The following is a 25566-nucleotide window of genomic DNA, read 5'->3' as shown; positions in this document are numbered from 1 at the left end:
AGCTTGTTTCCTGATATTTATAGGCTCTCCTTGCATGCGGGGCAATGTTGAAGATGGTTGGAAATTGTTGGTTTTTTTTAGTATGTGCTTTTTGGGCAGGTGCGTGTTTTGGGAGTTTCATAAACGCTGCCGCCCTACGCATTGTCAGGGGCCAGGATTGGATGTCCGCGCCGTCACGATGTTTTGCATGTAATAAAAAACTAACCTGGCGTCAAAATATGCCACTTATTGGTTGGTTAAGCCATTTGGGTAAAGCTGGGTGCTGTGAGGCCGAAATCCCTATACGTTATTTCTGGGTAGAGCTTGTTGCCGGGCTAATATTAGCGGGTCATTTCGTTGTTTTTGGCGCACAACTTACGCTGGTCTTTCTGCCCTTTCTGGTTTTATGCGGCATTATTTTTCTGACCGATATGGAAGCGTTTCACATACCTGATATTGCATCACTTGGGGGAACAATCCTTGGCCTGATATTCGTCTTGGCGGAATTGCCGGGACTACCCGGTCTCAGGGATGCTTTCATCGGGGGTGTTTTAGGGTTTGCTATGATCTATGCGATAAACTTGTCTTATCGCTTTTGGCGTGGCGTTGATGGCATGGGGTTTGGCGATGTTAAGCTCATGATGATGTTTGGGGTCTGGCTCGGGCCAATGATGCTTTTGCCGATACTGTTTCTGGCCAGCACGGTGGGCGCGCTGGTGGGTGTCGGTTATATCCTTACCCAGAAAATATCCAGCAAAAGCGCTAAAATGCCTCCCCAAAGCGATATAACAACGCTTGCCTTGCCATTTGGATGCTTTCTCGTCCCCGCCGCCATATTTTTACATTTTTTTGATATGACGCCGCTTCTTGGTCTAACTTATTAAAGTGTGGGGTGGGTACAAATTTTTCATCATCTGTATCAGGGGGTAAATATTGAGATTTTTCTCCAAAAACCCCATCAGGCCAGATATAATTAAACATGTTTGATTCGTCGGATGTCGGGTCATGGAGCAGTTGGTAATGGATACATAATTTATGGATAACACAAGAACATCAGAAGAATTATCCGCCTCAATTAGGGGTTTGCTTGCGGCTGCAGAACAAGCGGCTGAAAAATCCCGGGAAGAATCTGGCGAGGGCGAGACTCAGGATAACCTCAATATGACTGAAGATGAGGTTGCAAAACATCTTGAAGGTCTTGATTTGCTTATCACTGAAGAGGCAACACTTGCTCTACGCGCCGAGTTTCTGCGTTTCAGCAGTGTATTTGACACAAATGCCACACGCGAAACAATTCACAATGCGGTGGTTGAGGTCACTAAGCCTTTATTGGAAACTTGGATTAACCGTCATATGGCGGATATAGCGAAATCTGTTGTCAAAGAAGCAATCGGTAAAATAGCTGATGTCCGTAAGCCTCTGTAGAGGGAGCTCTGATTATTTTTTTATCGCGTAACATGTTGTCGAAAAAGCGAGTGACGTCTGCGTTTTTACTCTCTGCGCTTATGTTTGGCTGTGGCCCGAACATTCAGAGGGATTTTACAGTTGAAGGGGCAAAAGACCTCTTCAAAGAACGGCTATATGCCGAACAGCTCAGTAATGATGAACGACAAAAGCAAAAAATTCAGGCTAAATTGCAAGAACAACGAACTATGCCGAACCGCCGTCAGACGCTACAAATCCGTGTGCCAGCTGATGAGTCCAATCTGCTTACCCCGTTTAATGCGTCTATGGTGGGGAGTGGTGATACGCTCATTGCCGGCACAAATCTGTCCGGCGGACGGACGCTGGCAGCTCGACAACGAAATGCCGAATTGAAACAACGTCAACTCAACCAGAAGAAAAACGATCTTAAAAGCTTCATGCGAAAAATGAGCCGTGAAATGGCATTGGAGGAAGAAGCTTATCGTTTCGAAATTGAAAAAATCATCCTAGCGTCACTGATTGATTTGGATAATGAGATTGCCAGCTTGAAAGAACAAACCGTTATCGGTTTTTCGGCTGAGAATGTGGCTGACCAGCTTGCCTTTTTTGGGCGCAATCAGTTGGCCCGATATGATGAATTTGTAGACCTGCAGGAAAGTTTTCTGTTTGTCGGGTCAAGTATATCAACCGGTATGTCCGTAGCGCGACGAGACGAGTTACAAAAGGTAATCGCCGGGCGTGAAATGAGCATTAATTTTTCAGGATTGTCGTTGCCTGTCGCGCTGGAGTCGCTTGCCAAGTCTGCCAAGATGTCGGTTTATCTTTCGCCAGCTTTAAAAGCCAGCCAACAGCCTGTTTTTCTGAATGTTCAGCGTGCTGAAACGGTCGATATTTTTGATATTCTAATTGATAATTACGATATCGCTATGGCCTATGATATCAACATGTCAGTCGCGCGCTTCTTTACCAAGGATGAATTTGAAGAGCATATGCGTGAAGCAATTGCTGCAGCAACGGCGCATAACAAAGTTGCTAAAATTCATCGTGACAAAGCAAAAGCTGTGAAGCAAAGAGCTGAATTATTTGCCTTCTATGAAAAATACTTCAAACGTGTTGGCGAAGATGCACGCCTTGAAAGTATTGAGTCCATACTTACCATGGATGACCAGTTAACAAGCGGAATGTCCTCGACGCTCTTACAGATTAAGGAAGTCGCCTTTAATAGTCAGGCGGATATAACCGCCAAAAGGGCCACTTATGAAGCAGATTTGCGACGGCTGGAAAATGAGGTGTTTATCCTTGAAAGTCAGATGGAAGTGATTAACGCTTCTCTGAAACGTGCAGAAGCGCAAATCGGTGATGAAACCGTGTCTGGAATAGCTTTTGATAACCCACAAAGCCAAGCGGCTGAACTGGCCTTATTAAATGATCCGCTTTTCTCGCAGGCAACTGTCGTTAAAGATGCGGCGCTTGGAACGAGTGAACCCGTCTTCACAGATAGATTTACCATTTATTATCAGGAGGCTGAGGATATTAAGACCTCACTCGACTCTTATTTTGAGCAGCTTTATCCAGAAGAAAACCCGGTGGTTATCCATGCCGAGGCCGTGCGCACGTCCGTAGATGATCCGGCAAGTTCAGATAGTGCCTCTGAGGTGGGTTCTCCCTTGCTTACCGAACTTACCAATGAACCCGCACTACTAACAGATGCTGACTTTAGACCGCCTAAGATAAGTACGGATAAAACGGCTGTCGTGTTTACCGGTCTGAAACCAGATTCGGATCTTGCCAAGCGTCTGATCGAAGATCTCGACATTCCTGCAAAACAGGTGTTGGTTGAAGTCTTCATGGTGAATGTAACAAATAATTGGCAACGTAAGTTGGAGAACAGTATTAATGCTATACCGAATTTTTCCGGCACAACAACAACGATGGATTTCGTTTCCAATCTATCTCGTCAAAGCCTGAATAATTCGATGGTTCTTAATCAACCAGAGGGTGACTTATCCGCGACAATTAATTTTATGGAAGAGAATAATATTGGCCGAACGGTCTCGTCACCAACAGTACTTGCTAAGGATAGCGTGCCAGCCACGATTAACAGATCTGTCACACGTTTTAGAGAAATTATCCGTCAAGAACCTACTGGTGAAACGAACAGTGTTACGGGTACGCCTATTTTCACGAGTGTCACTGAATATGAACCTGTCGAGGCCAGTCTTAATTTGACCGTGACGCCCACCATTAATGTTCTCAATGACCATGTAACACTCGAAATAAATTTTGAGGATAGCAGTTTCCTCGGCGAAGATGCCAATAGCCCGCAACTATCCAATAATATTTCCACCAGCATGGATGCTGCGCCTGGTGATGTGATTGTGTTGGCGGGGCTGTATAAAGAAACTAATAAAAGCGCGCGCGAGTCATTACCCGGCCTCAGCGGGATGCGCTGGCTCGGGCCGATATTCGGTGGTTCGGAAGATGATTTGTTCCAGTCCGACGAAATGGTGATTTTCCTTGCGCCAACTGTCATCACCCCCAGAACAGGTGTCACGCCGCCTAATGCCGTCCGTTGAGCATAATATTGATGAAGTTGGCTTCTCGGTTGTCGAGGTTGCAGTTGCACTCACTTTAATGGCGATTGCTGTTGTTGGCGCAATGTCGCTTCTCGGTGCGAGCACCACTGAATTTTATAAAAGCCAGTCCCGCAGTAAGGTCGAAATGGTTGCTAACGGTCTGTTGGATGAGTTGACGTTACGTCATGCGAATGGCGATACCATCACAAGCATGACCATTGATGACTGGTCAAGCTATCTGACAAGTAATGATATCAGCACAGTAAATGCCACGTTGGTTATTTCAGATAAAACCGGCCTATCGGATTACAGCATATCGGCAACGTCGCTGACTGAAAATTATCTGGTGGTGTCAGGTGGTACAGGCACGCCGGAAGTGGGTGATATTTTTTTGATTGAAGACAATGCCATTAACTGCCGTGTTGCCAGCTATGAAGTGACGGCTTTGGGCAAACAGGTCGGATTTGGAGATAGTTGTGATATATCCGGCTTGTCGCCTGTTGGTAAAAATCTGCTTTTTGTTGATTATAAGGCCAGGGTCAGCTTCACCGTAGGGGGGGCTGGGACAGTCATAAAATCCAGACAGTTTTTTTCAAGCTGGGAGACAGAATAAATAAAATTAGAAACGTCTTACCCGTTCTAAATTGAATGTGCCATCATCTGTCGCATCAAAAGACCATTCTGCCATGAAACGTTTTACAAGGCTGCCACGTAAAGCACAGCCGTAAATGGCAAATTTGCGTGGGGTTGATCCTGCAGATAAATCACGAATGAAAAATCGGCTAGCGATTTTGTCATAACTTAACCGCGAACCCGCCAAATAGCTTGAAGCCGTAGAAGAGTCATATCCTGGTACACCGTTCAGGCAATTTGTGCGATCAGCTGACAGGTTGGTGTCACTAATACCACTGGGCAGGGTAAACCCGGTCTCGTTAGCATCCAATTCATCCGTGAGCGACACCATTCGGCGCATACCAAGCTCCAATGCCTCTCCGGCTCTGACAGAGAGAGATTGATCCTGTAATGACAAAGAGCGCAATTTTGAAAATTGCGTAATTCGAGAATTTAGTGCTGTTAGGGTCATGGTTGCCACGGCAATAAAGGCAATGGCAATAAGAGTGATGTAGCCATTCTGCCCCTTAACATTAATCAATTTATATTTTTCAGACTTATTCATGGTCATCAAGGTGTTACCAGCAAGGCAATGAGGGACACTCTATAATCGCGGTTAAGGGTTGCATCGTCTTGGCTACCGCGCACATTTTTTGACAGACGTAATGACATATTAAGTACGTTCTTTTCTGGCCCACTATCAGCAAGTGTGAAAGTTATCTGAGAGAATACCGGCTCGCTGATATCGCCCCATTCGGCTGTGCTGTCTGTCGAACAATCCGTGTCACTGACTTTACGTTGCAATACGCCGCCGTCTGATGTGGCTTGTAATCTAAATTCTGTTAACGCACGGTCACCATCAATCGTTTCACCACAAAACTGAACGTGATTGGATTGTACAAGGTTTACTGCTGTCGTTCGGGTAATCGTCGGATTGAGAGAGTCTGCAGAAACATAACCGGCCTGTGCGGCTGATCGTGCAATAGCATCATGTGCCAGCACCGCTTGTTCATCGAGCAAGGTTTGAACCGTAATCCGTTCAACCCGCATATTCATATTATTTCCCATGGAAAATAAAGCAGTGCTGATAACGCCGATGATAACGATTACAGTGAGAAGTTCGACAAGACTAAAGCCTTTATCTCCAAGCTGCGGCCCCCTTGTTCCGGGCACACGGTCAGGGTGATGAAACATCATCCGAGGTCTCTTGAAAACTCTCGGCTTTTGAGGAGATAGATCTCAGTTGCGATTAAACCTGCATCATGTAATTCCCGAAGAGCTACGAGCTTTCGTTCAATCTCAACCAGTTCATCTTCCGTGAGATTTGCTTTCGGACTATCACTAGAGGACGGCTTATTTACCTCAAACCCGGTCGAAACCTCCTGAGTTTGTTCGGAAGGCAGGTCATCGGTGGCAGGCACAGATTTTGAAAACAATCTTCTTTTAGGAGGCGGTGTATCAGTTCCTGGTCGCGGAATACTTAATTCCTCCAACAGACTGTTATCATCGTCTTCGTCGGCTTGATTGTTTGACGACGTTGGCGGTGTCAACGTGTCATCAATAGTCAGAATAACTTCTTCGGGCTTGCTGGTGTTGTCCTGATTACCCATGAAGCCAGGCAGTCCGGGGGCATTGTCACCAGTATCCGGTGGCGTGTTGTTTAAAATTGCAGGTTGGCCTTTTCTAACTTGTTTTTTTCTTTTGCCTGAGAAAATAATGCGGAACATAAGAAATGCAACCAACGCAATAAAAAGGCAACCGACACCAATCCATAATGGTGGATTTTTATCGAATGCCCTGAAAAGTATTTCCAGTATTTTTTCTAAATCGAGTTGCATATCAGAGTCGCTGACTAGAGGTGTTTAATATATATGATTGCCGACTGATTCTAAATCGCGGATTGATAGATATCAACAGAAGCTCAGTTTCTGCTATCCAGAACAAAAAGCTGATTATCCGCGGCAACAAAAGAGTTTTCGAATATAAGTTGAGCCTTTTTTTCAATTTCGTCAAGTTGGACATCTGATCTGGAGGGGTCATGATGATAAATTGCTAGGTTTTTGACCTGTGCGGCCTGCGCCAGTCGCAATGCTTCTTGCCAAGTTGAATGTCCAAAACCTTTTTTATCCATAAATTCATTGTCGTCATAAGTGCAATCATACAGCATCAAATCTGCGGCCTGACTAAAATCGACCAGTTTTGTGTTTAATGTTCCTGGCTCATGCTCCGTGTCTGTCGCATAAACAACATCCATATCGCCAGTGCTGACACGATAGGCGTGAGCGCCGCCGGGATGAGGTATTGGGCATGTTGTTAACTTAATCTCACCCAAATCAATTTGTGAAGTTGAGGCATGGCTGTGAAAATGCACCTCTGCCTGAAAAACATCTGACTGTATTGGAAAAAACGGTGTCGCCATGAGTTTATCAAGAATTGGCTCAAATCCGTCCGGTGCATCTTCGATTATTGTATGAAAATGCACGGCACATCCCGCCTGAAATAAAGGCGCAAAGAAAGGGATACCAATCAGGTGATCAAGGTGAAAATGACTGAGACATATGTGATAGTCCTGTCCTTTACTTTCTTCAAGGCTGTTACCTAAAGCGTGTAGACCCGAGCCGGCATCAATGATAACAAATTGCCCACTTTCTCGTGAGAGGCCGATTTCTACACAACTTGTATTACCGCCATATTTAACATGAGCTGCGCCACTTACAGGCAGTGACCCACGTGTTCCCCAGAATTTGACGATTGGTTGTTGAACTGTCACCACTTCTTACTCCGTTACTTATTTGTGGCTACGTAAACGCCGTTCCAGTTTTCCCCAGGTGGGTAATGTCTAAAATTATCAATACGTGTACTATAAATTCTGTAAGTTTTCTTTAATTCTGGAAAAACTGCCTCCAGACGATTCAATAGATCAATCGCCAAACGCCAGTTTTGACCTTTATAGGCCTCAAGCATGCGTTCATGCATGGCTTTACCGGAGAGGAAATCTGCGTCTATGGCCTTATCGTTATCTCCCATCAACACATAAATACGCTCGGGTTCTGCTTTGCCTTTCAATGTAATCAAATCAATTTCAAGCATGGCCATGTCGCTGGCAGCTTCAGCCGTTTGGGCACCTAGCAAAATATCAACGCCGTAAAATTTTGTTTGGCCTTCAAGTCTGGCGGCTACATTCACGGCATCACCCAATGCGGAATAATTAAATCTTTGATCGGATCCGATATTACCGACAAGGGTTTCACCTGTATTGAGGCCAATGCCCATAGCTAATTGACTGCTCCAAACCCCTTTAAGTTCAGGGTCATTTTTAAGAGAATGATTAAGTTCTTTAATCGCCTTTTGCATATCCAGCGCCGCAAGGCAGGAAAGGCGTTCATGGTTTTCCAGATCTGTCGGTGCATTCCAGAATGCCATAATGCAGTCGCCAATATATTTGTCGATAGTGCCCTGACGGTTATAAATCAAACCTGACATGGTTGTCAGAAACCGATTGATAAGATGGGTAAGAAGTTGGGGTGTCTGGGATAGTCCCTCCGAAATGCTAGTAAAATCTCTGATATCCGTAAACATCACGGTTAGCGGTTTTACTACCCCCCCTAGCTGGAGTTCTTTTGGGTTTTTGGCAATTACCTCCACCAGCTCAGGTGCTAGATATTGACCAAAAGCATTCCGTACGCCGCGCCGTTCTTCTTCATTGCGGATGTATCGTAGCGCCCCTGCAGTCAGCAATGTTGCGCCAGTTATGAAAATCGGATTGGCGGGGTCAACAAGCATCATTTTTTCTGTGTAGGACCACCAGGAAAATCCTACACCGCTTAAGGAAGTCAAAAACCATAATAGGGTGGGAAAAATCAAACCGGTGAGTTCGACCAGAGCAATGATGAGGAGACCCATGGTGAAGGCGAGAGCAATCTCCCCAAATTTAAGTAATAGCGGGCGGGTGAGGAATTGACCATCAACAATTTGCTGTATGGCCTGCAAATGTATTTCCACACCGGGGGTTACAGGGTCTATCGGGGTTGCACGATTATCTAGTAGACCGGCTGCACTACTGCCAATGATGCCAATCTTACCGGACATGAAGAGGGGATCAAAATCACGTGTCGCCACCTTCCATGCAGGTATGCGTTGGATGTTTTTGCGTTCGGTGTAATAAAGGCGCATCGATCCGTCAGCTTCTACTGGCACGATAAATTGCCCGACCTTAATGCGAGATAAACCTGCGCCGGAAGAGAATCCTGCCTCGCTGCGCACACCCGTTGTTTTTACAATTAAGGATTGGGCGCCTTGCGCAACCCTTAAGAGTTCAATCGCCATTGCCGGGTAAAGTTGCTGCTCATGTCTCAGAACCGTAAAGGTTGTCCTGATTAGGCCGTCACTGTCTATTTTAGCATTAATAAGCCCTACACCCGAGGCTGCTTCATGAAGCATATCGAGATTGCTAATAGCGGCTGAGCTTTGTGGGACATAAAGCAATGGGTCGACAAGTTCCAGATTGGTTTTTTGAATTGCAAAGCCTGTCTTTGATATGGGGATGGAGCGCCCATCATCGGTAAAGGCCATGGATAAAACTGTGTTACTGTTCCGAAGAGCTTTTGCAAGTGTTCCGTCAGGGTCGACAATGTTTTTCATAATGTCTTTTTCAAGTACATCCCAGTTTAGGCTTGCTTGCGAAGCATCTTCCATCATTTGCAGGGATTTCCAGTTCGCTAAGACTTCGGAAGGGCTGTTGCGATCAGGTTCGGCAAACATCACATCAATACCGATTGCTGCCGCGCCAGATGCCGAAGCAGTAGTGATGATGTCCGAAAAAATTTGGCGGGGCCATGGAAATTGACCGAAAAGTTCAAGGCTCTTTTCGTCAATATCTATTATGAAGACAGGATTGTTCTCGACCTGTCGCGGATGCAACCGATTATACTGATCAAAAACTGCATTTTGCAAAGCTTCCAAGGGACGGGGAAGTCCCCAGACCATTCCGGTCACCGCAATAAGGACGATGAGGGGTAAAACCCAGCCAACTATTTTGGTGAACTTGAGAAAACTAAGCAACCTGACAAACATTTAACTTATACCTGTAAAAACAACTAGTCAGCAGACTAATATGCCAGCCCATGAGCAAATTTGAAAATACTTTATGCCCAAGGATGTCTTTTTGTTTTGTTCTTGTCGTCGGTTGAGGTTGTTTCTTTTGGTTTTCGCGGCATAGAAGGCACATGTAGCCCTTTTGCGAGATCTTTAGATTGCACGCGGTCAATTTTAAACGCTCTGGAGTGTGATTTGTCAAAAAGCGGCACATGTGCCTGTTTGAAAAAGGGAATTAGAATGACTCCGGCAACAAATCCGCCGATATGAGCGACATATGCCACGCCGCTATCAACCTGTCCTAAATTGAGAAATTGTAAACCAATCCACCCACCCAGCACCAAAAATGCAGGCACATTAACGGTACGGAAAAATACGAAAAACCCAACAAGACAGATAATATTGGCGCGCGGATGTAAAATCAGATATGCGCCTAGCATTCCGGCAATGGCTCCGCTTGCACCAATCATGGGTATCATTGAATTTGGGTCGACCAGACTTTGTGCAAATGCTGCTGCAATTCCACAGCAGACATAGAGGGAGATATAGCGGAATTTGGAGCCGACGCAGTCTTCTATGTTGTCACCGAAAATCCAAAGATAAAGTATATTGCCAAGTAAATGCATAATCCCGCCATGCAGAAACATCGACGTCAGGACAGTTGCCCAAGATGGTACAAGTTGATACTCGAAAGGGAGATAGTTTTGTCCAAACAATACCGCCGGCGTGACGCCCAAACCTTGAATGAGCACCTCATTATAGCTGCCTTGTGACAGTTGAACCAAAAAAACAAAACAACATAAAGCAATAATCACCCAGTTCACCCAGGGGGTTTTTGACGTGGGATTATCGTCTCTTAGCGGGAAAAAAAACATGTTATCAATCCTGGCAATTTTGATGATTGCCTATTGTGGTTAACATAATCACATGTCATTTGTTAGGCATATAGTTTGAAATCTTGTTGAATGTTAAGCTTGAGTGACATGATACAATCCGGAGATAGTGATGAGCGAAGAAGTAATTACCCAAGTCGAAAACGGCATTTTGATTGTTACCATTAATCGCCCCCAAGCCAGGAATGCAATCAATCGTGCCACATCTGAAAAAATTGGTGCTGCTATGGAAGAACTGGATGAAAACCCAGACATTCGTGTGGGTATTTTGACTGGAGCGGGCGGCACATTTTGTTCAGGCATGGACTTAAAAGCTTTTGTCAGCGGGGAGTCGCCTGCAGTGAAAGGCAAAGGTTTTGCTGGTTTGGTCGAGTCTCCTCCGGAAAAACCACTTATCGCTGCAGTCGAAGGTTATGCGCTTGCTGGTGGATTTGAGATAGCTCTTTCATGTGATTTGATTATTGCCTCAAAAAGTTCCCAATTTGGCGTGCCTGAAGTGAAGCGTGGCCTCGTGGCTGCCGGTGGCGGTCTGCTTCGCTTGCCGACACAGACTTTTCACCGTCTAGCTATGGAACTTGCTTTAACAGGCGATTTTATTGACAGCGCGCGCGCTTATCAAACCGGGCTGGTTAATCATGTTGTTGAGGATGGTAAGGCGCTGGAAGCGGCGATTGAAATGGCCGAAAAAATTTGTGAAAACGGTCCGCTAGCCGTTGCCGCGAGTAAGAAAATTGTAAATAGTGCGCGTGACTGGTCTAACGATGAAATGTTCCAGAAAGAAAAAGTTCTTTCGACACCCATTCTAACAAGCGAAGATGCGATAGAAGGCGCGACGGCATTTGCCGAAAAACGTGCGCCGCAATGGAAGGGTAAATAACGTCCTATTCTGAGGTGTTTTTTTGACCGACGGCTGTAATGATTAACTGGTCAGGCTTTAAGAGCCGGCGAGCAACACGCTTGGCATCTTCAAGTGTGACTGCTTTAATATAATTATTACGCTTCTCAAAATGCGATGGGGGTAAATCGAAAAATTGTGCAGTTAACATTTTCGACGCAATTTTTCTGCCACTGTCAAAGCCAAGCGCATAACTACCTATGATATAGTTTTTTGCATTTTCCAGTTCAATTTCGGTCGGGCCATCCTCACGCATGTGTTGCAATTCGGTGCGTAATATAGAGAGTGCTTCATCAACATTTTTATGGCCTGTTGCCATCCGCCCCATCCAAACCGGAAGTGAGCCTACTTCATCCATGTAGCTGTAGACGCTGTAAACAAGGCCCCGCTTTTCTCTAATTTCGGTCATGAGGCGGGCTGAAAACCCACCACCGCCGAGAATATGATTCACCACAATAGCGGTATAATAATCTGGATCGTCAAAGGGGATACCGATATGGCCAAATATTATTTCAGTTTGAGGTCCGGGAAACTCGACTGATACAAGGTTTTCGTCAGAGAAAGTGAACGGCTTGATAGGTTGAAGGCTGTTTTTTAACGGCAGTTCGGCAAATATCTCATCAACTTGAGATAGCAAATCGGCTTCTTCAATATCACCGACAACAGATATTATTAGATTGTCTTGGGCGAAAAGTTGCTGATGCGCTTTACGCAACATACTCGAATTTATTTTTTGGGTAGCTTCCGGCGTACCCCGCATGGGGGTGGCATAAGCATGTCCCTCTAATGCGTTTTGCCACCATGTTTCTGAGGCGATTGTACCGCTGTTGGAGGCACTACTGCGATGCCCGGCCATAAGTGCCTGGCGCATTCTTTCAAGTGGCGCGATATCAAAACGTGGATTGTTCACCGCAAGCCCTAGCAGAGAGAAAGCTTCATCTTTATGTTTTGTTAAAGTCCTTAAAGAGCCGCTGAAATTATCTTTTTCGGCAGAAAATGAAAGCTTAATGCCATAATCTTCTTTTCGGGTCTGAAAGGTTTTAGCATCAAGGTCGCCAGCCCCTTCATCCAACATGGTTGATAAAAAGCGGATGAGACCAGGATCAAAATTTGCCGCCCCGCCACGCCACAAAAATCTCATTTGGATAATGGGCAGGTTTGTATCTTTTACAAACCACAGCTTTATTCCTTTAGGGCTGGTGAGTTGTCGAAACTCAAGTGCTTGTGCAGATGACGAGAGGAGTCCAGCAGAAAAAACTATTAGAAGACAGAAGCCGGCAATAATTTTTACGACATGACGTATCAAGATTTCACCTCCCCAGCTTTTTCATAGCCTTTTTCTGTTTCATTCGAGGAGTCTAAAGGCGGGGTTAGGATACCGGTGATACTTTGGCTTGCATCTAGGTATAAAGTTGCTGCTTTCTGAATATCGGCGACAGAAACAGCCTCAATATTTTGTGTCCAACGATCCACGTCCTCAACCTTCAGGCCGATAGTGAGCAAAGAACCATAAATGCGAGCTTGCGCGAATTGACTGTCGCGCGCGTAAAGTGTGTCAGCAAGGATTTTGGTTTTGGCGCGTTCGAGTTCCTGCTGTGTTATATGTTCTGCTTTAAGTTTTGCGATTTCAGAGTCCAGAAGCGCAATATTATCATCTATATGGGTTATGTCCCTGGGCGATATATAAACCACGGCCTCACCTTGACCTCGGCGCATTGTGTCTGCCCACCCCCCGACACCTACAGAAATTTTTTCATCAACAACAAGCGACTGATAGAGTCGCCCTGTTGTGCCTGATGACAAAATCTCCATCAATAATTCAAGGGCGGCAAAAGATTTAGCATTATCCCGACTCCATTCAGGTAGCCGGTATATACGTTGCATAACCGGTTGGCGGGTTCTAACGTCTTGCATGTAAATGGCCTCAGGCGCGGATAAGCTATCGCCTTTTATCAGCTGATTTTTCGGCTTATTCGCAGGAGGGATTACGCCATAATATTTTGCCGCAAGTCTTTTAACTTCAGGCATATCGGTATCGCCTGCAACGACCAGTATCGCATTATCCGGCGCATAAAACCGTTTATAAAAATTCTTTGCGTCTTCCAGGTTTAGCTTTTCAATTTCGTGGCGCCAGCCAATAATTGGGCGCGCATAGGGATGCGGCTTATGCAAAACGTGACGTAATTTTTCACCCAATAGAGCTGGAGGGCTTGAGTCGGTGCGGGATGCACGTTCTTCCAGCACCACATCGCGCTCGGATAGTGCCTGTGACTCGACAAATACCAGGTTTGACATACGGTCAGCTTCCAGCTTCATGACTTCGGTCAACTTGTCTGCGGATATACGCTGGAAATAGGCCGTATAATCATAAGCTGTAAAGGCGTTTTCACTGCCGCCCATCATGGCGATTTTCTCAGAAAACTCTCCAGGCGCGAGGGTCTTTGTACCTTTGAACATCAAATGTTCGAAATAATGCGCGATACCAGATTTCCCCTCAGGGTCGTCCATGGCACCAGCTTTATACCAAATCATATGTGTAATGACAGGTGCTCTGGTATCAGTAATAACAACAATCTCTAACCCATTGGGCAGGCGGTCTGTTTTAATGTTTTGAAGCTCATCAGCCGATTGCGAGCAGGCTGAAAGAACAACACTTGCAATCACAAAGAGGATATAAAAGGGGCGCCCAGAAGACTGGAAAAACATCGCGAAACCCGACCTATTCTCCGGTCGTGTTCAAAATAAGCTTTTCCGTGACAGCTTTGTCCTTGCTGATAACGTTATTACCGTCATTTTGGATTTTTGCGCGCACGTTGTTTTGGCTTGGGTTAGAGCCAACGCGGTCAAGAATCTCCCTTTCGCCATCTGAGGCAATTTCATTAATATCGACTTCACGACCAGTCAGAATTTGTTCGGCCTCAACACGCGTGCTGGCGCGGGCAATTTTACTTCCAGCTTCATTTGGTGGTTTCAAAGAATAGTCTGGCGGAATAATCAGCGGTTGTTTTTTCAGAATGGCAAATTCATCCGGTGGGTTTTTTTTGTAGGCGAAAGCGTCTGAGAGACCGCTACCACAGGCTGAGACTGTCAGTGTCAAACACAAAAGGCCGAGGATGTTTATACCGCGGTTCATTTTAAAATCTGTCATGCTCACTTTCCTTGTTACCTTGTTAAGAAATTCCATATCAGGGAATGGCACATTAAACACCATTATAATATTAAATTATTCCGGAGACTAAACTCCATTAGGAGTTTTGCCAGACAGGAAAAAACTGTCCCATAGAATCGTTATAACACCTAAACTAATCCAAACATCGGCAAGATTAAAGACATACCAGTAATAGTTTTCATAATGAAAACTTATGAAGTCAATAACCCCGCCATATATAACGCGATCAATAATATTGCCTATCGCGCCACCAATAATAAGACAATAACCGAGTCTTTCCAATTTTCCTGTCGATCGCACCATTTGGACAAGCAAAAACAGGGTTATTAGCAGTCCGAGTACAGAGAGGGTGACACGCCCAAACATGCCCGAACTATCAAAAAGTCCATAGCTGATGCCGGTATTCCATATCAATACAAAATCGAGAATTGGCAAAATGGGGACTCTGTCCGTTTCTGTAATCTGGGTCAAAACTGTTTGCTTGGTGAACTGGTCGAGGAAAACGAGAACGAAACAAATAATGAGCCCCTTCTTTGCAGGCCCTTGCTTCAAGAGTGACTTGAATGAAGTTAAGAATTCCATGAAGATATTCGCTTTGATTGTCATATTTGGCTGTCATAAGCTGACACAGCCTGAGCATCGCGGGGGCTTAAATCTGGATAGGCTTCAACGCTGCCGACATCAGGCAGAATTTTCCAGCTGCGACGACATTTTTGTCCGATAGCCAGAGCAGGAATGACACCGACTTCTTTCACATCATCAAGAGTGAAGGCCTCTGCGGGTGGCACCTCATTGCGGATATCAATCTGCGACGTGATGCAAATATCTGCCATGTTTAAATCTTGGGTTTTATCAAACCAGTCAGTATTGGCGATAAAAACAACAGGCGCGGCTTCCAGACTGGAACCAATGCGTTTTTCTTGTCGTTCAATTTCCAGTGCGCCGGTGACGACGCGGCGAATTTTGCGGATGATGTCCCACTTTGCCCCCAATTCATCATTTTTATAATGTGCTGGTATGTCGGGGAATTGTTGCTCGTGAATGGAGTCACGGGTCTCACCATGGCGGCTTTGCCAAACTTCTTCTGTGGTAAAGCACAAAATCGGCGCTAGCCAGCTTGTCAGGCAGTCAAAAGTTATATCCATAACGGTGTAGCACCCCCGTCGTGCTGGGCTGTTATCGGGGTCGCAATATAACGCATCCTTCCGAATGTCGAAATAAAACGCAGACAGTTCTACCGTCATAAAGTTAAACAATGTTTGGTATACACGTCTGAAGTCAAAATCTTCATAGCCAGCACGAACCATTTCGCTGACCTCACCCAGGCGGTGCAACATATAACGTTCAAGTTCCGGCAGATCTTGCAGATCACATTTCTCTGCATCATTGAACCCCGAAAGATTACCGAGTAGAAAGCGGAAGCAGTTCCGCATTTTGCGATATGCATCTGTATTGGCTTTGATGATTTCCGGCCCGATGCGTTGGTCCTCACTATAGTCACAACTTGTGGTCCAGAGCCGGATAATCTCGGCTCCTGATTGGTCAATGACTTTAAGCGGGTCGACCGCATTACCCATGGATTTAGACATTTTGCGGCCTTTTTCATCCATGGTGAAGCCATGGGTCACCACATTTTTATAAGGTGCGACACCGCGCGTCGCGCAGGATTCGAGCAAGGAGGAATGAAACCAGCCGCGATGCTGGTCAGAGCCTTCCAAATAAACATCGGCAGGCCAGTGCAAGTCGTTGCGTTCTTCCAGCACAAAGGCGTGTGTCGTGCCGCTGTCAAACCAGACATCGAGAATGTCTGTGACTTGCTCATAATCCTCTGCTTGATATGTGTCACCAAGAAAAACCTGTGGGTCGGTGTTGAACCACGCATCTGCGCCTTGAGCTTTCACCGCCTCGACAATGCGCTGGTTAACGGCTTCGTCACGCAAAATCTCACCGGATTGCTGGTGTATAAAGACTGTCAGTGGTACACCCCATGCGCGTTGACGCGACAGCACCCAATCGGGGCGGTTTTCAATCATAGCGTAAATTCTATTACGCCCAGCTTTGGGAAACCAGTTGACCTCGTCAATGGCTTTAAGAGCTTTATCACGCAGATTATCGTGCTCCATAGACACGAACCATTGTGGCGTGTTTCTAAAAATTAACGGGGCTTTAGACCGCCAGCTATGAGGATATTGGTGACGCAATTTGCCTTTGGCGAAAAGCGCGTTGGCTTCAATCAGTGCCGTGATAACAGCGCCATTGGCATCGCCGTTTTTACCATTTTCGTCCAGAACTTTCTTGCCGGCAAAAATCGGTACATGGTCGAAATAGACACCCGCTTCGTCAACTGTGAAGGGAACCTCTATCTGGTGCTTCAAACCAAGTTCAAAGTCATCCTGACCATGCCCGGGGGCAATATGTACAAGCCCTGTGCCTGTTTCTGCAGTCACAAAATCTCCGGCCAGTATCGGCACGTCAAAATCATAACCTTGTCCTGCAAACGGATGGGCGCAAATCAGGCCTTCAGGTTCAACATCTCTTAGGCGTTGGAAATCAGTTATATCGGCGGCATTCATGGCGCGTTCGGCAAGGTCATCACTAAGAATGAGTTTGTCATCCCCGACCTGATACAATCCGTAGCTGAGTGCCTTTGAAAAGGCCATCGCTCGATTGCCGGGAATGGTCCAGGGTGTTGTCGTCCAGATAACAGCCGAAACCCCGTCTGTTAATGCGGGGTCGTCAGCCTGCTTAACAGGAAACTTAACGAAAATTGTCGGGGAGACATGCTCTTCATATTCAACCTCGGCTTCGGCGAGGGCGGTTTTTTCAACCACTGACCACATGACCGGTTTTGAACCACGATAAAGGGCTCCATTCATCACGAATTTCTGGAATTCCTGAACAATGACGGCTTCAGCATCAAAGGCCATGGTCGTATAGGGTTTGTCCCAATCACCGATAATACCCAAACGTTGAAATTGTTTGGATTGAGTAGCGACCCATTTTTCCGCAAAGCTACGGCATTCGGCGCGGAATTCCGCGGCGGGGACTTCGTCTTTGTTCAGACCTTTAGAGCGATATTGCTCTTCAATTTTCCATTCAATCGGTAGCCCGTGACAATCCCAACCCGGCACATATACAGCGTTTTTTCCAGTCATCTGCCGCGCGCGAACAATAATGTCTTTGAGTATTTTATTGAGCGCATGCCCGATATGAATATCACCATTAGCGTAGGGTGGCCCGTCATGCAGAACGAATTTCTCTTTATCTTTGGCGGCATCTCGCAACCGATCATAGAGCCCGATTTTTTCCCAATAGGCTAAAATTTCCGGCTCACGTTTCGGTAGACCGGCTTTCATCGGAAAGTCGGTTTGGGGAAGGTTCAATGTTTCCCGATAATCTCTTAAATCTTCTTCCATGCGCGGTTTTACCAATGCGGTTAGAGGCTTGCAAGCACTTCGCGGGCTGATTGAACATCCCGTGCGATTTGTGCCTTAAGTTCGTCAAGGTTGTCAAATTGTTGTTCGGGCCGGATAAAATCAGCCAAACCTACGCTCAATGTGTCGCCATAAATGTCGCCGTCAAAATCAAAGATAAAAACTTCGAGACGTGGCGCTTCGGTTTCAAAACTTGGGCGTATGCCAAGATTGGCGACCCCAGTGAATTTTTGTCCGGCAAATGTGCCATCCAGCATCTCGACTGTAACGGCATAAACGCCGAACAGAGGAAGGTGATAATCCTCAAGTGACAGATTTGCAGTCGGAAAATCAATGGTACGGCCTCTCTGGTCGCCTTGTTGAACTTCAGCTTCCAACCGCCAATAGTCGCCGAGAAGGTTTGTGGCTTGTGAGATTTCTCCACGGGTGAGGCATTCCCTTATCGCTGTAGAAGAGTAGGGTCTTTCCCCGGCATTGTCAGGCGACACAGCCGCGATGAACAAAACATCAAAACCATATTTCTCGCCAGCGGTTTTTAACATATCTGGGGTGCCCGCACGATTTTTGCCAAAATGAAAATCATGCCCGATACAAATGGCGCGTGCGTCAAAGCTTTCAATGATGATTTTCTGTATGAAATCTTCTGCCGACATTTCCGCCATGTTCTTATTAAATGTTAAGGCTACTGTATTGGTTGCGCCATATTGTTGGAGCAGACGTGCGCGTGTTCCAAGTCGTGTGAGCCTCAAAGAAGGTGCATGCGGGGCAAAATATTGTCGGGGATGCGGGTCAAATACCAGAACCGTGACTTCTGCCCCTGTCTTACCATCAATTTCTCCGGCTTTTTCAAGGGCGCGCGCAAGCACAGCTTGATGGCCTTTATGTACTCCATCAAAATTGCCGATTACCAATACGCCGCCTTTGGCAGTTTCAGGTAGTTGTGAAAGGTCGCGAAACAATCCCATAAGTCACCATGATAGATGTTTCATAAAATAATGCGCGTATGAGTCATAGTCACGCAGAATAGCCGCTATATCTTCTGGCGTTTTCGTTTCCTGCGTAAGTGTTTCGCTCAATCCGCCCGTAATGAAAAGCACATCCAAATTCGCTGCATTAGCACCGGGTATATCGGTTTTAAAGCCGTCGCCAATGGCTAAAATACGCGGTGTTTCCATATTGGTCAGTTTTTGAAGTCTGTTAAAACCCGTATCATAAATCGGCAGATGGGGCTTGCCGAGCCAGATGACGTCTCCGCCGTTATTTTCGTATATTTCTGCCAGAGCACCGGCACAGTAAATCACTTGCTCACCAATCTGAACAATGCGGTCTGGATTGGCGCATATTAATTGCAGGTTGTGTTTATGCCAAAGGGCGATTTCATCGGCATAATCTTCCAGCGTTTCTTCCATGTCATTGCTCATCCCAGTGAGCAAAATAAAATCTGCCTCTTCAGCTGGGGCAAATTCGATATCAATACCGTTCAGTACATCAACGTCTTTCGTTGCGCCGACAAAATAACAAACCTGTCCCTCAGCACCGCGTTGTGAAAGTATCTCGCGCGCCGCATCGCCGGAAGATAAAATGCCGTCATAAGCTTCACGAGGGCAGTCCATGCGGTCGAGGCGTCTTTGTACGGCCTCTGCAGGTCTTGGCGCATTGGTAAGCAGCAGAACAGGGCCAACATTGTCTCGCCAACCCTGCAAGGCTTCTGCAACACCGGGAAATAGATGATAGCCGTTATGAATGACACCCCAAACATCACAAAGCAAGGCATCATAATCGGATGCAACAGCCTGTAAGCTCTCGATTTTTTTTGGAAGTGATTTTTCCGTCGACATGGCAGGAAACTGCCCCAATCAAGTCGTCAGTTCAAGATGAAAATTGCAGATTTTTTAAAAGCTGATAACTTACGGATAATTTTAATTACGAGATTTATCAGAGGGGCAAAGAAGTGGAATTATTTGATCTAACCGGCAAAACAGCCATTATTACTGGATCCTCCAGAGGTATTGGCGAAGCTATCGCTGTCCGAATGGCTGAACATGGTGCGAATGTTATTATCTCCAGCCGTAAAGAGGACGCATGTGATGCTGTCACAGAGGCGATTAATGCTAAATATCCGGGACGCGCCAAAACCATAGCCGCCCATATTGGTGATAAAGACGCATTACAGAATCTGGTCGATGAAACTGAAAAAGCTTTCGGTCAAGTGGATATTCTTGTGTGTAATGCTGCCGTGAATCCTTATTTTGGCCCATCTGCCGATTGTCCTGATGATGCCTTTGACCGTGTGATGGAATGTAATGTCAAATCAAATCACTGGCTGATGAACATGGTCATTCCCGGCATGAAGGCCCGCAAGGACGGTGCCATTATTGTCATTTCCTCAATCGCTGGGCAAATGGGTCAACCAACGCTTGGTGTTTATGGTCTTTCAAAAGCTGCAGATTCTGCACTGGCGCGTAATATGGCCGTTGAGCATGGCGGAGATAATGTTCGTACCAATGCCATCGCGCCGGGTCTCATTAAAACTTATTTTGCTAAAGCGCTTTGGGATAACCCTGAAATTCTGGAAGTGGCGACTTCCACGACGCCAATGAAACGTATCGGCTCGCCGGATGAAATCGCCGGTGCGGCAGTCTTTCTGGCCTCACCCGCTGGATCATTTGTTAATGGGCAGACCCTAACGATTGATGGCGGACAGGTCGTTAACGGATTTTAGTAATAAAAAAGGGCCGCATAAAGCGGCCCTTTTAAAAGTCTTTATACAGACAGCTTACATCATGCCGCCCATACCGCCCATGCCACCCATATCAGGCATTGCAGGGGCTGCGCCTTTTGGCTCAGGCTTGTCAGCAACCATGGCTTCTGTCGTGATTAACAGACCAGCAACGGATGCCGCATCTCTCAGAGCAGTAGACACCACTTTGGTTGGGTCGATAATACCGGCAGCGACCAGATCTATATAGACTTCGTTCTGAGCATCAAAGCCGAGCTTACCTTTGGACTCGAGCACTTTACCGACAACGATAGAGCCTTCAACACCAGCATTCTCAGAAATCTGACGGATAGGGGACTCCAGAGCACGGCGAACAATATTAATGCCTGCCTGAATGTCAGAATTATCATCTTCAAGTTTTTCGATTTGCAAAGCTGCAAGAAGCAGAGCTGTACCACCACCTGGGACAATACCGCTTTCAACTGCTGCGCGTGTCGCGTTCAATGCGTCATCAACACGGTCTTTACGTTCTTTCACTTCAACTTCAGTTGAACCGCCGACTTTAATCACAGCGACACCGCCAGCCAATTTAGCCAGACGTTCTTGAAGTTTTTCGCGGTCATAGTCGGAGCTTGTAGCTTCGATTTGCGACCGAATTTGAGCAACACGACTCTCAATGTCTTTTTTCTTACCACTACCGTCGACGATTGTTGTTTCATCTTTCGTGATAGAGACACGCTTGGATGTGCCGAGCATATCCAGTGTAACATTTTCGAGTTTAATGCCGAGGTCTTCGGAAATAACCTGACCGCCCGTCAGAATGGCGATGTCTTCAAGCATGGCTTTGCGACGGTCACCAAAACCTGGGGCTTTCACGGCCGCAATTTTCAGACCACCACGGAGCTTGTTAACCACAAGTGTTGCAAGAGCTTCGCCTTCAATGTCTTCCGCAATAATCAAAAGTGGACGCGAGGATTGCACGACGCTTTCAAGAATGGGGAGCATTGGCTGAAGGTTTGTCAGTTTTGACTCATGCAACAGGATAAGTGGGTCATCCAGTTCAGTTGTCATTTTGTCAGCATTTGTGATGAAGTAAGGAGACAGATAACCGCGGTCAAACTGCATGCCTTCAACAACATCTAGTTCACTGTCGAGGCCTTTGGCTTCTTCGACTGTGATAACGCCTTCATTACCAACTTTCTGCATAGCTTCGGCAATCATGTTACCGATAGAAACCTCGCCATTGGCGGAAATAGTACCAACCTGAGCAATTTCTTCATTACTTTTTACTTTCTTGGAACGCTTTTCCAAATCGCCAAGAGCGACGGTGACAGCTTTGTCGATACCGCGCTTGAGATCCATTGGGTTCATTCCGGCGGCAACTGATTTCGCGCCTTCTCGCACAATTGCCTGAGTGAGGACGGTTGCGGTTGTTGTTCCGTCACCGGCTTCATCATTGGTGCGTGAAGCAACTTCACGAACCATCTGTGCGCCCATATTTTCGAACTTATCTTCAAGTTCAATTTCTTTTGCGACGGATACACCGTCTTTCGTTGTGCGTGGCGCGCCAAATGATTTATCAAGAACAACATTACGTCCTTTTGGGCCAAGTGTGACCTTGACGGCATCAGCGAGAATATCTACGCCTGCAATCATTTTTTCGCGGGCTTCAGAACCAAATTTGACTTCTTTTGCCATTGTGAGTTTCTCCGTTTGTATACTGTAATTTTTAAAACAGGGTTTTTAGACTGTTCAGTCGATAATGCCGAGGATGTCGGACTCTTTCATAATCAGAAGTTCTTCACCATCAATAGTGACTTCATTTCCTGACCATTTCCCAAAAAGAACTTTATCTTTTGGTTTCACATCAAGCGGTGTAATTTTACCGTCTTCGGTTCTGAGACCAGTTCCGACAGCGACGATAACGCCTTGTGATGGTTTTTCTTGTGCGGAATCGGGAATGATAATCCCGCCCGCAGTTTTGGAATCCTCGTCCATACGACGAACCAATACGCGATCATGCATTGGGCGAAATGCCATTTTTCTTCCTCCTAATCTTGGAATAAGCTTATATTTCTCTTGTCTTGACCCGCCCCCTAAAAGCCGGGTCGCTGAAACATTTCAGAGATAAGAGCCTGCCTCGGGAGTTTCAAGAGGTAAAAGCAAAAAAACTGCAATTAATTTCTATATTTCAATTTTTGAAATCAATTGATTTTACTGATAATAACCCCGTTGTGGCTTACCGGCGAATGCGGCACTGGGTAGGTTAGTGGTTTTCAGTCATTGAGGGGCCAAACCTATCTGCCGATTCAATGGTGCGCCCTGAAACACCATCATGCCGGAATCTTCGAATAAAACCGAAGATTCCGGTTTTGCTTATGGGTTATGCTCCGGAGCTTAAACCAACCGACCCAATAAGCGCTCCAGCATTTCACAGCGCTGGAAATACAGAAAATCCGGCTTAGACACTTCCCCAATCGCAAAAAGCTGATTGCCTATCATATCATCCATAAATGCCGCCTGTTGATTAACAGGCAAAATAAAAGTGTAAGAAGACCCCTGATCCGTTGCACCAGTGGATATATCAACCAGTTTTGCGCCGTAATTTGACTGTAACTGCTCAATTTCCGGCGGCCTCATATTAGCGGCCCCCATATTGGGTGTAGACCTAAGGCAGACTTTGATTTGCTTTTTGGCAATCTGATAGGCCTCCAGGCGCGTCAATATGAATTTTGCCGCCGCGCGTGCTTTATCTGACCAGTTGGCTTTTAAAGATGCCGCGAGTTGCGCCTCGCTTTTTAAAATAATTCCGTCATTAGGGATGCGAAGATTATTTGCTGCGAGTGTTGCGCCTGTTGAGGTGATGTCGACAATCGCTTCCGCCGCGCCGGAGCTGGGCGCCCCTTCGGTTGCGCCGAAACTTTGCACAAGTTCGCAATCATCTGCGCCATGCCGCGCAAAGAAATCGGTAGTGAGATGGGTATATTTGGTCGCCACGCGGAGGCGTCGCCCGTGTCTCGCTCTGAATTCGGCGGCGACATCAGCGAGGTCGTTCATGGTTGTGACATCAACCCATCCATCCGGTATTGCCACAACGACATCTGCTTGTCCGAAGCCAAGTGGACTGACCAGATGAATGGCGCTGTCGAAATCTGCGATTTCTTCGCGTAGTAAATCTTCTCCTGTTATGCCCATATGCGCTGACCCTTCGGCAAGCCGTGCGGCGGTGTCTCCAGCTGACACATATTCGACCTTCACACTTCCATTGCCAGCCATTTCCCCTTGGTAGCCACGAGCGCCGTCGCGTAAAAGGGGTAAGCCGGCTTTAGAAAAAATCTCGGCAGATTTTTCTTCTAGGCGTCCTTTAGATGGCACGGCCAGGATAAAGGATTTGGGGTCTTGTGACTCATCTTTCCTGTCAGTTGGCATCACATTGCCTCCTGAAGTCGTTCAAGCGCGATTGCGCCACCAATCGCAGGCACAGGTTGCGATGCGCCCAGGCTAAATAACAAATCGTCATATCGACCACCTGAAGCGATAACACGCTTTTCCTGCAATGCAGGTACATGAATCTCAAAAAACAAACCCGTATAATAAGCCATTTTCTGACCTAGATTAGGCGCGTAAACGAGCTGGTCCTCGTGGCAGCCCACTGCTATGGCTTGTTGAATAAGAGGGCGGGCAAAATCAGGCAGATCTGCTTTCCCCTCTGATTGTTTCTCTAAATCGACGCGCATCCGGTTTAATTCCTTTAAATCGTTGGCGTTGTTCTGGCTTTCTTGTTGTTTACGTTCCAGCCGTGCCATGATTTCAGCACCTGAACGCCCGATAATATTATCCGTTTCCTCAAAATTCATACGCAACGGGTTAGGTGGGGGCGCTTCATTTTGTGCGCGTGTCGTGAGGGTTTGTTGGATGTCATCAAGACTATCACTTTGCAAAAGGCGGCGTTTTAACTGGCTTTTAAAAGCTTCAGAGAAATCATATTCATTAACATTATCCGCAAGATGTGATGAGTCGTTAAAGACAATCTCAAATCTGCTGACCCCGGCGGCAATAATGATTTTTAATATTTGTTCAAAAACCTCAGCTTCATTCGCGTCCTTTTGATGCGTGTCCGACATGGTTTCCCCGATAATCTCGATACCAAGCTGAGTAAACTCTTCAGGCTTGCCACTGCCGCGTGGTTGATAGCGGAACGCTGTTCCCTGATAGCAATAGCGGTTTGCACCACCAATGCCGCGCCTTAAATGCTCTAGTGCTGTTGGGATAGTTAAATCAGGGCGCAGGCATAATGGCTCGCCGGCTGGGTCGGTAAATGTAAAGAGGCGACGCTGCATCTCAGGGCCCATTCTGTCAATAAATGGCGAGGAGGGCTGGAGTATGGAGAGTGTTACGGGTTCGTAACCGCTTTCAATAAACTGTGCCAACATGCCATCGGCTTCTTGAGTGCCTGTTCGAAGCTGACGAGAGGGGGGTCGCAATGGTTGTGCGGTTTCAAGCGATTGTAGGCCACCAAATACGGCCTCTGCGACATCTAACCTTTTTTGGGCGCAGGCCAGCGAGAGTTTGTAATAAGCGCGTGCTGGGAAGCCCAGTCGACGATAATTTGATACGGCAGAAGCGCCGACATTAAGTAGGCGCGCGACAGCTTGTGTCCCGCCAAGGGCATCAATTACATCAGTAGCAGTGGTTAAACGACTCATGGGGTAGTTATTTCAAATATTCAAAAATAAATCAATAAAAAATGAATATTATATCTAAATACAC

General features: G+C 46.4%; 23 protein-coding genes. 6 read left to right on the top strand and 17 right to left on the bottom strand.

The window, feature by feature from the left end; all coding sequences use genetic code 11:
• The first annotated feature begins 44 nt into the window (after window positions 1–44).
• From RS24_RS06360 to RS24_RS06345, 4 genes are all read left to right on the top strand, one after another.
• Window positions 45–863, top strand: a complete 819-nt coding sequence (locus RS24_RS06360) for a prepilin peptidase (protein ID WP_038300783.1) — start codon at window positions 45–47, stop codon at window positions 861–863.
• Window positions 864–1014: 151 nt separating this feature from the next.
• Complete coding sequence (locus RS24_RS06355) at window positions 1015–1404, top strand: DUF2497 domain-containing protein (RefSeq protein WP_021777372.1); 390 nt, start codon at window positions 1015–1017, stop codon at window positions 1402–1404.
• Window positions 1405–1454: 50 nt separating this feature from the next.
• The gene (locus tag RS24_RS06350; RefSeq protein ID WP_204365702.1) at window positions 1455–3980 is read left to right on the top strand and encodes a type II secretion system protein GspD; all 2526 of its coding nucleotides are present in this window, start codon (window positions 1455–1457) and stop codon (window positions 3978–3980) included.
• The gene (locus tag RS24_RS06345; RefSeq protein WP_021777370.1) at window positions 3967–4593 is read left to right on the top strand and encodes a PilV family protein; all 627 of its coding nucleotides are present in this window, start codon (window positions 3967–3969) and stop codon (window positions 4591–4593) included. Before RS24_RS06350 ends, RS24_RS06345 begins: the two co-directional genes overlap by 14 nt.
• Before the next feature lie 6 nt (window positions 4594–4599).
• Here RS24_RS06345 and RS24_RS06340 read toward each other — a convergent pair whose 3' ends face one another.
• From RS24_RS06340 to RS24_RS06315, 6 genes are all read right to left on the bottom strand, one after another.
• Window positions 4600–5163 (bottom strand): hypothetical protein, encoded by a 564-nt coding sequence (locus RS24_RS06340; protein ID WP_021777369.1) that lies wholly within the window; start codon window positions 5161–5163, stop codon window positions 4600–4602.
• On the bottom strand, window positions 5163–5789 hold the full coding sequence (locus RS24_RS06335; RefSeq protein WP_021777368.1) for a type II secretion system protein: 627 nt from the start codon (window positions 5787–5789) through the stop codon (window positions 5163–5165). The genes RS24_RS06340 and RS24_RS06335 overlap by 1 nt, the downstream gene beginning before the upstream one ends.
• Window positions 5786–6430, bottom strand: coding sequence for a hypothetical protein (locus tag RS24_RS06330; protein WP_021777367.1), 645 nt, complete (start codon window positions 6428–6430; stop codon window positions 5786–5788). The genes RS24_RS06335 and RS24_RS06330 overlap by 4 nt, the downstream gene beginning before the upstream one ends.
• An 83-nt stretch (window positions 6431–6513) precedes the next feature.
• Window positions 6514–7365 (bottom strand): MBL fold metallo-hydrolase, encoded by an 852-nt coding sequence (locus tag RS24_RS06325; protein WP_021777366.1) that lies wholly within the window; start codon window positions 7363–7365, stop codon window positions 6514–6516.
• Window positions 7366–7376: 11 nt separating this feature from the next.
• Window positions 7377–9665 carry a CHASE2 domain-containing protein gene (locus RS24_RS06320; protein WP_021777365.1) on the bottom strand — a complete coding sequence of 763 codons (2289 nt, stop codon included), beginning with the start codon at window positions 9663–9665 and terminating at the stop codon, window positions 7377–7379.
• A gap of 71 nt (window positions 9666–9736) precedes the next feature.
• Window positions 9737–10561: a rhomboid family intramembrane serine protease gene (locus tag RS24_RS06315; RefSeq protein ID WP_021777364.1), complete on the bottom strand. Its 825-nt coding sequence runs from the start codon at window positions 10559–10561 to the stop codon at window positions 9737–9739.
• A 130-nt stretch (window positions 10562–10691) separates the two neighbouring features.
• Between RS24_RS06315 and RS24_RS06310 the strand changes: the two genes are divergently transcribed.
• Window positions 10692–11456 carry a crotonase/enoyl-CoA hydratase family protein gene (locus RS24_RS06310; protein WP_021777363.1) on the top strand — a complete coding sequence of 255 codons (765 nt, stop codon included), beginning with the start codon at window positions 10692–10694 and terminating at the stop codon, window positions 11454–11456.
• Window positions 11457–11460: 4 nt separating this feature from the next.
• Here RS24_RS06310 and RS24_RS06305 read toward each other — a convergent pair whose 3' ends face one another.
• The 7 genes from RS24_RS06305 to RS24_RS06275 all read right to left on the bottom strand — a co-directional run bounded on the left by RS24_RS06305 (window position 11461) and on the right by RS24_RS06275 (window position 19915).
• Window positions 11461–12780 carry a M16 family metallopeptidase gene (locus tag RS24_RS06305; RefSeq protein WP_021777362.1) on the bottom strand — a complete coding sequence of 440 codons (1320 nt, stop codon included), beginning with the start codon at window positions 12778–12780 and terminating at the stop codon, window positions 11461–11463.
• A complete protein-coding gene (locus RS24_RS06300; RefSeq protein WP_021777361.1) occupies window positions 12777–14180 on the bottom strand; it encodes a M16 family metallopeptidase in 1404 nt (467 codons plus the stop codon). Before RS24_RS06300 ends, RS24_RS06305 begins: the two co-directional genes overlap by 4 nt.
• A 13-nt stretch (window positions 14181–14193) precedes the next feature.
• A complete protein-coding gene (locus tag RS24_RS06295; protein ID WP_021777360.1) occupies window positions 14194–14622 on the bottom strand; it encodes a DUF3035 domain-containing protein in 429 nt (142 codons plus the stop codon).
• Between the two features lie 87 nt (window positions 14623–14709).
• Window positions 14710–15225: a signal peptidase II gene (gene lspA, locus RS24_RS06290; RefSeq protein WP_204365700.1), complete on the bottom strand. Its 516-nt coding sequence runs from the start codon at window positions 15223–15225 to the stop codon at window positions 14710–14712.
• Window positions 15226–15245: 20 nt separating this feature from the next.
• Window positions 15246–18059 (bottom strand): isoleucine--tRNA ligase, encoded by a 2814-nt coding sequence (gene ileS / locus RS24_RS06285; protein WP_021777358.1) that lies wholly within the window; start codon window positions 18057–18059, stop codon window positions 15246–15248.
• A 20-nt stretch (window positions 18060–18079) separates the two neighbouring features.
• Window positions 18080–19042: a bifunctional riboflavin kinase/FAD synthetase gene (locus tag RS24_RS06280; RefSeq protein ID WP_021777357.1), complete on the bottom strand. Its 963-nt coding sequence runs from the start codon at window positions 19040–19042 to the stop codon at window positions 18080–18082.
• A 3-nt stretch (window positions 19043–19045) separates the two neighbouring features.
• Entirely contained in the window at window positions 19046–19915 is an 870-nt protein-coding gene (locus RS24_RS06275) for a TIGR01459 family HAD-type hydrolase (protein ID WP_021777356.1), read from the bottom strand.
• A gap of 113 nt (window positions 19916–20028) precedes the next feature.
• Here RS24_RS06275 and RS24_RS06270 point away from each other — a divergent pair, with 113 nt between their 5' ends.
• Window positions 20029–20799, top strand: coding sequence for an SDR family NAD(P)-dependent oxidoreductase (locus RS24_RS06270; RefSeq protein WP_021777355.1), 771 nt, complete (start codon window positions 20029–20031; stop codon window positions 20797–20799).
• Window positions 20800–20853: 54 nt separating this feature from the next.
• Here the strand turns inward: RS24_RS06270 and groL are convergent, their stop codons facing one another.
• The 4 genes from groL to RS24_RS06250 all read right to left on the bottom strand — a co-directional run bounded on the left by groL (window position 20854) and on the right by RS24_RS06250 (window position 25502).
• Window positions 20854–22494 carry a chaperonin GroEL gene (groL, locus tag RS24_RS06265; RefSeq protein ID WP_021777354.1) on the bottom strand — a complete coding sequence of 547 codons (1641 nt, stop codon included), beginning with the start codon at window positions 22492–22494 and terminating at the stop codon, window positions 20854–20856.
• Window positions 22495–22548: 54 nt separating this feature from the next.
• On the bottom strand, window positions 22549–22836 hold the full coding sequence (locus RS24_RS06260; RefSeq protein ID WP_021777353.1) for a co-chaperone GroES: 288 nt from the start codon (window positions 22834–22836) through the stop codon (window positions 22549–22551).
• 357 nt (window positions 22837–23193) lie between these two features.
• A complete protein-coding gene (gene hisG, locus RS24_RS06255; RefSeq protein WP_021777352.1) occupies window positions 23194–24225 on the bottom strand; it encodes an ATP phosphoribosyltransferase in 1032 nt (343 codons plus the stop codon).
• Window positions 24225–25502, bottom strand: a complete 1278-nt coding sequence (locus RS24_RS06250; protein ID WP_021777351.1) for an ATP phosphoribosyltransferase regulatory subunit — start codon at window positions 25500–25502, stop codon at window positions 24225–24227. The genes hisG and RS24_RS06250 overlap by 1 nt, the downstream gene beginning before the upstream one ends.
• Window positions 25503–25566 lie beyond the last annotated feature (64 nt).

The sequence above is a fragment of the Candidatus Micropelagos thuwalensis genome (genome assembly GCF_000469155.1).
Taxonomy (GTDB): Bacteria; Pseudomonadota; Alphaproteobacteria; order RS24; family RS24; genus Micropelagius; species Micropelagius thuwalensis.
The sequence above is the reverse complement of the archived record's forward strand: the minus strand, read 5'-3'. Positions and strand labels throughout refer to the sequence as shown.